The organism is Terriglobus sp. YAF25, assembly GCF_052113305.1.
Taxonomy (GTDB): Bacteria; Acidobacteriota; Terriglobia; order Terriglobales; family Acidobacteriaceae; genus Terriglobus.
The window spans coordinates 1-8,124 of the sequence record NZ_JBFRCY010000110.1 but is presented as its reverse complement, the minus strand read 5'-3'; the positions used below and the strand labels follow the sequence as shown (position 1 = coordinate 8,124).

Genomic DNA, 8,124 nt, shown 5'->3' with positions numbered 1-8,124 from the left:
GTTCCATACAGCTTGACATTGTGTTTTACGTCATAGTCTGAGGGGCCGGTAGCGTAGCGAATGTCATATGGGTACTCGCCAATGTAGTAATCGTTCGATCCGTTATCCATCGACTTTGCATAGCGATACTGCGCATCGATATCGAACATGCGCGAGAAGCGATGATTCAGCTCGACCCATCCCGCATTGAAGTTCGCATTGGCATCATTCACGTAGTAGTACATGTTTTGAATGCGGGAATCTCGAATGTTTGGATAGTTCCAATTGAGGTTCAACTGGCGCGTGTAGTGTCGGGTAGAGCTTCCCTGATATCCAACGGTCGCCACCCAGTTTCCGCCAAGCTCCTGACTTGCGGTCAGGGAATAACCGTAGGTCACAGGAGTCTGCAAGGAGAGGGGGAACCCAGTCAGAGAAAGTGCCGTCCCGCCCACAGGCAATCCCTYAGAGTCAAAGGTCTGCTTTGCAGATGGATTGGAGGGATATCCATCAAATGAGGTTGGGGTACTGGGAGTCTGATACAGGATGCTGCCGCATCCGGTACGAGCATTCACATTAGTACACTGCAGCGTAAGATTTGTAACCAGCGGAGGATTGGCGCGGCCATTCAACGTGATGGCCTGCTGCATGCGATTGTAGCCAATGCCAAAACCGCCGCGGATAACAAAAGGCTTACTCCAGGCCATCTTCGGTGTGAAAGCAAAACCAACCTGAGGACCCCAATTGTTCTTGGATGCCCCGTAGAGATCCCCACCAACGCGAATGGAAGCTCCGGTCAGGAGTGCATTCCCTTGGCCGAGAACAACATTGCTGAGGTTGTTGTACTTCTCGCGCACCGGGGTGAAGTACTCCCAACGCAGGCCAAAGTTGAGTGTCAGATTTGGAAGCRCTTTCCAGTCATCCTGGATAAAGCCCGCCCAGATGTTAGAACGGATATATTTCTTGTTCGACGTCGGGGAACCGGTGCGAGGGTCAAAGTTACCGCTCTCTTTGTACGGCACGTCGTTTGCTACATCCCATAGMTWGCGAAAGAAGTACTGCGGCCGAGCTGCACCCGCCTGCACATCATTGTCCTGCTCCCAATAGAGATCTGCTCCGGCCTTGATAGTGTGAGAACTGACAGTCTTGGTCACCACATCGCGGAAGTTATACGTCGTCTGATAAAAAACTCCCGGCCCGGGTGCTCCTGCGGGCTGAAGGGCGGTCTGCATGGTTCCCGGCACATCGGTGGTAAGCGTCGGTAATCCCCACGGTTCCTGTGGGTTCGAGGTTACTTCATTGAAGTACCAGCGAGTTACATTCCCACGCGCTTCATTTACCAGCGTCGGGTTAAAGGTGTGGTTCCACAGCAGAGATGCGGCATAGTTCAAACGGTTCGAATGCCAAAGGTTTGCGGAACGAATCGGGCCGTTGTACGAGGTTGAATTGCTCGGGACCCAATACATGGTGTAAGTCAACAGATCATGATGCGTGATCTGTGCGTCTGCTCGTCCTTGAAACTGTTGGAATGTATTTTGAACTGGATTGGCGGTGGTGACATTGAAGACATCGGGAACCCCATCGAATCCACCTCCTACACCAGGTGTTCCGCTGCTGACATAGGTGGGATCAGGAGTTCCCAGAGCAGTTGACGTTGGAGATCCTAGATCGAGCCCTCCATTCACGTCACGGCAACTCGCGGACGAAAGACCAATGTCGCTGCAGGTTTTGGCATTGATACCGGTATAGGAGACTCCCATACCCTTGTAGTTGTACAAGCGCGTACCGATGCCATTTGCTTTACGGCTGGCTAAAGTCTGGATGTATTGCGGAGTCTCATACCAATCGTTGCCAAAACTGATGCTGTTATTTCGCAGCGTCTCGTAAGAGAAGAAGAAGAAGAGCTTATCCTTCCAGATCGGCCCACCGACACTGCCACCGAATTGGTTGAACTTATTGGAATCACGCAGTGTCTTTGTACCTGGTCCGTTGTACCGCTGATAAGCATTCAGTCCTGGCCGGTGAAACTTAAAGAAGCCGCTGCCATGCCAGCTATTGGAGCCGGCCTTCGACACGACCTGCACCTGGCCGCCGCTATTATGTCCGCTTTCAGCATCGTAGGGATTCGCCGAGACGCGAACTTCCTTAACGCTCTCTTCATTCGGTGTGATCACAGCGGCGCCGCCCCATGCGAGGCTATTGACCGATACACCATCGACCTGCATGTTATTGGAGATATTGCGGGTGCCGTTCGCGCTTACCTGTGCCTGATTCTCTGTCTGAAAGATGCTGCTCGTCGTGCTCGCTCCGCCGGGGCCGGCATTCCCCGGAAGATTACTAGCGCCGCCGGCGCCCGCACGGGATGAATCACCAAACATGCCGGGAGCAAGCTGCAGTAATTGGAACGGATCGCGGCCGGTTGATGGCAGCGACTGTATTTGCTCTGTCGAAATCGTTCCGCCTACCTGTGCGTTCTGCGTGTTGATCAGCGGTGTAGCATCGGTCACTTGCACGGTTTCGGTCACAGCGCCGACATGGAGCTTCACATCCAGGCCCGTCGTCACCTCGCCTTGCACCGTGATGTTGGAAAGTTGCTCTTTCACGAAGCCGGTGGCTTCCACCGTCAGCATGTAGTTCGAAGGAGCGAGGCGCGAGAACGAATATGTTCCATCCGCGTTTGATGTGGTTTGCAGTGTCCGGTTCGTCGCCTTATCGACCAGAGTGATCTTTGCATTGGGAATCACAGCCCCATCCGGATCAGTCACCGACCCCTGCAGTCCGGCACGATACTGCGCCAGCACAACGGCCGGCATTAACAGCGCAAGGGCCACGAGCATGGCCGCACGCATCATGCATTTCCTGTTGTTCTTCATCCTGCCTCCAAAAAAGCCGCACCGGGAGCCGTCACATTGCACCAGGAGCCATCACATTCAGGAGCCGTCCATTTTTATGTGGGGAGACGGCAGACTTTTTCGGTACCTGGCCCGCAATTGGTCACACACCTGGACACACGTCATGTGTCCGCAGTCCATAGCCGCGCACGTCATCACGCAGTTTCCAATCCCGGAAAACCGGCTGGCAGGAAGATGCAGGTCTCGTCAGAAAGGGTTGTCTTTTAAAGGGATGACTTCAGGGAGAACAACGGTTAACTACAAGGGAACGCGACCGTCAGAGACAAGGGTCAGCGCACTACGCCCATCTGGTCGAAGGGCCAGAAGACGAGCACGGCTTTTCCGTAGATATATTTCCGGCCCACAGACCCGAAGTCACGGCTGTCGCTCGATACCGAGCGATGGTCACCCATCACCCAATAACTCTCTGGACCAACCGTCTGCAGCACCACGGAACGCTCATCGCGGAAACGCGCGGGCACATATGGCTCCGGTACGAGATTGCCATTGACGTACACGCGGCCATGACGAATCTCCAGCGTGTCGCCGGGTAACGCAATGACGCGTTTGATGTAACTCTTCGAAGGATCGCGCGGATAGTTGAACACCACCACATCGCCGCGATGAATATCGCCGACGCGATATGCGACCTTGTTGATGAACAGGCGGTCCTGATCTTCGAGCCTCGGCAGCATCGATGTACCTTCCACCACGACCGGCTGGTAAAGAAAGACGATGATAAACGCCGAGATCGCGATGGAAATAACGAAGTCACGAATCCATCCCGTCACCTGACGGGCGGGCTGCTGCGCTTGACTCGGTTTTAGCTCGTCGTGCATGACCACCTGAAATATTAGACGGGGTGATACCACTAATCTACTACTTCAGACCCAATCCCGGCTTCATCTGCCGGCCGTCCAGGCCCTCCGGAGACCATTCCTTCACAATTTCCCGTGCAATTTTGGCAATGGTCCCCTCTCCCTCGTTATCCGTCGTCCAGCTCGTGTCCTTGTTCTGCCAGGTGAAGATGCTGATCACGATAGGTCCCGATTTGGCCGCCACGATCGCCACATCATTCCGCACTGCATTCAATGAACCGGTCTTATTGGCAATCGCTGAACCGGCCTCGCTGGAGTCCAGAGTCTCCAGATAACGCGGGATCGTATTGCGGTAGAACTGATTCCGGAGCATGTTCAGCGCGGTCTGACAGATAGCCTCGTCCTGGGGCTGTGCCGGACCTCCCAGATCGCAACGGCCGATCTTCTCCATCACCATCGCCATCTCGTGTGCCGTGGTCTTTCCCAGGCCAAACTTCGGCTGATCTTCGGGCATAGGCTCGGTGGCGGGCTTCATCACCTTCTTGTAGAAGTGCGTGTCTTTCAGGCCGAGCGCCAGAATGCGGTCATTCACCGCCTTCACGCCGAAGCGGTCGATCGCCAGGTTGGTAGCCGTATTGTCGCTCAGGATGACCATCAGGGTAAGAACGTCCTTCAGAGTCAACTCTTTAGGAGGATCCATAAAAGTCAGTACGCCGGAGCCGCTGACCGCCTCGCCCGGCTTCAGCACGATCTTTTCGTCCCATTTAGCCTTGCCGTCACGGATCTGCTCCATGGCTTCATACAGCATCGTCAGCTTAATGACAGAGGCGGTCTGGACCGGTGCATCCTCGTCCACTGCAATGACTTTGCCGGTGTTGAGTTGCCGCGCGTAAACGGCAACCTTGCCATGGTGCGCCGTGACCAGCTCATGGATCGGTACGGGGACGCGCTGCTGCGCATACGTCAGGGATGTCGTTCCGAGGCAGAGGCAGGTCTGAAACCAAAGTTTCCGGAAATGAAACATAAATGGCACCTTAACATAACAAAGGATCAACCAACACTTTCACGTACTATAGCCATCCAAGCAAAGGTATCGTTCCAGTCCACACGCACGATCAGTAAGAAAGGACTTCGCATGTCTCGTTCGTTTTCTCTCGTAGCCGCCCTTATTTTGGCCACGGTCGGTTTCACCGGATGCAAGAGCTCACAGCCCACGACACCTCCAGGGCAGTCGCCTGACAGCGCCAGCCTGCCGGTAAATGGTCAGCCGGCGCCCAGCGGAACGGCGCCCGCAACCGCTACTGGTAACTCTGCTGCCCCGGCCCCGCCGCCGGCCGCTCGCGCTGCCCGTCCCGCCGCCCCGGTCGTCACCACGCTGACGGTTCCGGATGGCACCCGGGTGGGAGTCCGCGTAAACCAGACCATCTCCGCCAAAGCCTCCAATGTGGGTGACGGCTGGAGTGGCGTGCTGAACTCCCCGATCGTCGTCGGCGAAACCACCGTCTTCCCCCGCGGCACCGAAGTGAGCGGCACTGTGATCGCGGCCAAGGGACAAGGACGTTTCAAGGGCGCGGGAGCTCTCGGCATCGAGTTGAGCGAGATCGGTGGAATGCGCGTTTCCTCCTCCCCCTACGAGGTCGCAGTGAAGGGTAAGGGCAAGCGTACTACCGGATTCATCGCCGGCGGCGCCGGTCTGGGCGCCTTGATTGGCGGCCTGGCTGGCGGCGGTAAGGGCGCTGCCATCGGTGCTGCCTCCGGCGCCGGAGCCGGCACAGCTGGTGCGGCCTTCACCGGAAACAAGGATGTCACGATCCCCGCGGAGACCCTCATCAACTTCACCCTTACATCTCCTCTGACCGTTCGTAAGTAGTCAGGACTGGAAACCAATAGCGGCGCGGAGAATCTCTCCGCGCCCGCTACACTTAACAGCGTGAAGGTCTCCGTAAAGTTCCTGCTCTCGGCCACCAGTCCGTCGCATTTCCCTGCCCCCACGGTGCCTGAGGTCGCGTTTCTGGGCCGCTCCAACGTCGGTAAGTCCAGCCTGATCAATGCGTTGCTGGGAACGACCGTCGCCCGGGTCTCGTCCACGCCCGGCCGCACACGGGCCATCAACTTCTTTGCCCTCTCCACCTCGCCGAATGCACCCGCGAAGATGATCTTTGCCGACCTGCCGGGCTACGGCTACGCCAAGATCTCGAAGTCCATCTCTGCGGAGTGGCCTTCATTCATCGAGCCATACCTTACCGATCGCGAGTCGCTGGCGCTCTCAGTCTGCCTGGTCGATACCAATATCCCGCCCCAGGCGAGCGACCGCATGCTGATCGACTTCCTGCAACAGCACCAGCGGCCGTATCTGGTTGTCGGAACCAAGGCAGACCGGCTCTCGAACAATACGTTGGCGAAGTCGATTGCACTGCTGAAACGGGAACATCAGATCGACGATCTGGTCCCGTGCTCGGTTAAGAAACCGGATGGGACAAAGGCTCTATGGTCGCGGCTGCTGGCAGCACTGCCGTCATAGTGTCCCGTTCCTGCTCCCGTCAGCCATAGATAACACCGTGGCGGCCGCTCGCGGCGAAAGAACTTCGGAGCACCGACAACCCTACCGCGGCGCGCATCACCGTGCCTTCAGAGCCGTGTAGAGCCTCCAGGAGGAGAGGCGGACGGTCTACCATGTCGAATACATGCTGCCGTCGGTGCCGATCTCCTGCGATCCGCTATGGACATCCTGGATGCCCGTGTCCGTCTGGTCGACGGAGCTGTAGGTACCGTCGGAACTTGTCTGCCAGGTATCGGTGCGATGGGTAAAGGGATCGGTCGGCATCGCTTTCAGATACCCCGCCTGTACCAGGTCTTCCAGGGTCTGCGGACCTTTCTCCTTGTCGACGGTGTAGGAGTCGATCGCCTGCCGCATGGTTTGCAGGTCTTCCTTCAGGACAGCCTCTTTGGCCTTCTTTACCGCATTCTGATATGCAGGGATAGCCATGGCCATCAGCAGAAGAATGATGGTCATCACAATGATGAGTTCAATCAGAGTGAAGCCGCGCTCGGGGTTCCGCTTCCTTAGAGCATTTTTCCGGTTGCTGGATATCCCGGTAGAGGAGTGCAGCGGCGTTTTCATTGCGGAAAACCCCCATAGATGCCGAAGCCCTACTCTACACCTCCAGGAAAAATGCTCTACCATTCGGAGTACCTCGATCCGTCAAGTCCTGTGCCCGTGCTGCGGGTGTGCACATCGAAGACATWTTGTCCGCCCCAGCTATCGCTGCTCGGATCATCCTGCATGGAACGCAGCCCCCAGTCGGTATTTCCGGTCATTGGATCTTTAGGAATCTGCCTGAGGAAACGCACCTTGTGCCCCTGTACATCCACACCGTTCACCAGGGTCTCCAGGTCCGGCGGATAGTTCATGCTCTCGAGCTTGGTCTGAAAGGCGCCGCGATCGGCAGCGTCTTTATAACGGTCAATCGCTGCACGCATCTCCCACAAATCTCGCCGGAGCTCCCGTTCTCTTTGACGCTTGAGCTGGAACCGCGCAATCGGAAGCACCGCAGACGCAAGGATGGCGATGATCGCCGTTGCTACGATCAGTTCCACCAGGGTGACGCCCGCCTCCCCCCTTCGGTTTGGAGCATGCTTCGGCATGGCTTACTTCACGTGCACAATGGCCTGAGAACCGACAGCCGGCAGATTCACCTGAGCYGAGTTCTGCGCGCCCACCTTCGTCAGCATGAGGTTGGAATCACCCGCGGCAGTGGCCTTGAAGGTCAGCACACAGATGCTTCCCTGTCCATCGACACCCTTTGTAGAAGGCGGGCGCGAGGCGGAGATCGTGACCATTCCATTGCCCTCATCGCGATGCGCCAGAGCTACAGCCTGACCATCACGGCCCAGCATCTCCCCACTGTCCACGTTCACCAGTTGCAGGACCTGCGGATTGAACTGCATCTGCAGCGGCACCGAGTACAGGTCGCGAGCATTCGAAGCCATGACTGCCACCTGGAAGGTGCTGCCAACGGCCTGGGTTGCATTGCCCGGCGTAATCGCAAAGCTGACGGGCGCCGCTACCGAAGCCGAGGTGGTAGCCGAGCCGTCCTGCTGAAGTTGCTGAAGAGCAGCATTTGCCGCAGCGGCAGCCGTCGTACGCTGTGCAGGCGGGACAAGCGACCCGCCGGGACCGGCAGCCCCGGTCGTCCTGGTTGACGCAGAATCCTGTCCCGCTTCGCGGCGAAGCTCAATCGACTGGCTTGTGCCCGTATCGACGGCACGCGTGTTCATCCGGCTCAACATGCTCTCCCGCACCAGGTGCGGAATCAGCAGGAAGACAACTTCATCCTGGGATTGCGTCTTTGACCTGGAGCCAAAGACATATTTCAACAGCGGCAACTCACCGAGACCAGGAGTCCCACTCACACCCAACGAGTCCTGGCGGGTTAGGA

At 57.2% G+C, this 8,124-nt stretch carries 8 protein-coding genes; 2 read left to right on the top strand and 6 right to left on the bottom strand.

The window, feature by feature from the left end:
* The 3 genes from AB4043_RS06405 to AB4043_RS06395 form a co-directional block, all read right to left on the bottom strand.
* A partial coding sequence (locus tag AB4043_RS06405) for a carboxypeptidase regulatory-like domain-containing protein (RefSeq protein ID WP_442306696.1) occupies positions 1-2,849 on the bottom strand: 2,849 nt, incomplete at its 3' end.
* Positions 2,850-3,157: 308 nt separating this feature from the next.
* Positions 3,158-3,706 (bottom strand): signal peptidase I, encoded by a 549-nt coding sequence (gene lepB / locus AB4043_RS06400; protein WP_442300083.1) that lies wholly within the window; start codon positions 3,704-3,706, stop codon positions 3,158-3,160.
* 40 nt (positions 3,707-3,746) lie between these two features.
* Positions 3,747-4,709: a serine hydrolase gene (locus tag AB4043_RS06395; protein WP_442300084.1), complete on the bottom strand. Its 963-nt coding sequence runs from the start codon at positions 4,707-4,709 to the stop codon at positions 3,747-3,749.
* 111 nt (positions 4,710-4,820) lie between these two features.
* Here AB4043_RS06395 and AB4043_RS06390 point away from each other — a divergent pair, with 111 nt between their 5' ends.
* Together AB4043_RS06390 and yihA are read left to right on the top strand one after the other, a co-directional pair.
* On the top strand, positions 4,821-5,555 hold the full coding sequence (locus tag AB4043_RS06390; RefSeq protein ID WP_442300085.1) for a hypothetical protein: 735 nt from the start codon (positions 4,821-4,823) through the stop codon (positions 5,553-5,555).
* A gap of 60 nt (positions 5,556-5,615) precedes the next feature.
* Positions 5,616-6,206: a ribosome biogenesis GTP-binding protein YihA/YsxC gene (gene yihA, locus AB4043_RS06385; protein ID WP_442300086.1), complete on the top strand. Its 591-nt coding sequence runs from the start codon at positions 5,616-5,618 to the stop codon at positions 6,204-6,206.
* 147 nt (positions 6,207-6,353) lie between these two features.
* Here the strand turns inward: yihA and AB4043_RS06380 are convergent, their stop codons facing one another.
* The 3 genes from AB4043_RS06380 to AB4043_RS06370 form a co-directional block, all read right to left on the bottom strand.
* Positions 6,354-6,806 (bottom strand): type II secretion system protein, encoded by a 453-nt coding sequence (locus tag AB4043_RS06380; protein ID WP_442300087.1) that lies wholly within the window; start codon positions 6,804-6,806, stop codon positions 6,354-6,356.
* Between the two features lie 56 nt (positions 6,807-6,862).
* A complete protein-coding gene (locus AB4043_RS06375) occupies positions 6,863-7,330 on the bottom strand; it encodes a type II secretion system protein (protein WP_442306695.1) in 468 nt (155 codons plus the stop codon).
* A 3-nt stretch (positions 7,331-7,333) separates the two neighbouring features.
* A partial coding sequence (locus tag AB4043_RS06370; protein WP_442306694.1) for a cohesin domain-containing protein occupies positions 7,334-8,124 on the bottom strand: 791 nt, incomplete at its 5' end.

Coding starts and splice junctions, on each gene's coding strand:
- AB4043_RS06390 (WP_442300085.1), top strand. CDS start 4,821: ATGTCTCGTTCGTTTTCTCTCGTAGCCGCCCTTATTTTGGCCACGGTC.
- AB4043_RS06395 (WP_442300084.1), bottom strand. CDS start 4,709: ATGTTTCATTTCCGGAAACTTTGGTTTCAGACCTGCCTCTGCCTCGGA.
- AB4043_RS06380 (WP_442300087.1), bottom strand. CDS start 6,806: ATGAAAACGCCGCTGCACTCCTCTACCGGGATATCCAGCAACCGGAAA.
- lepB (WP_442300083.1), bottom strand. CDS start 3,706: ATGCACGACGAGCTAAAACCGAGTCAAGCGCAGCAGCCCGCCCGTCAG.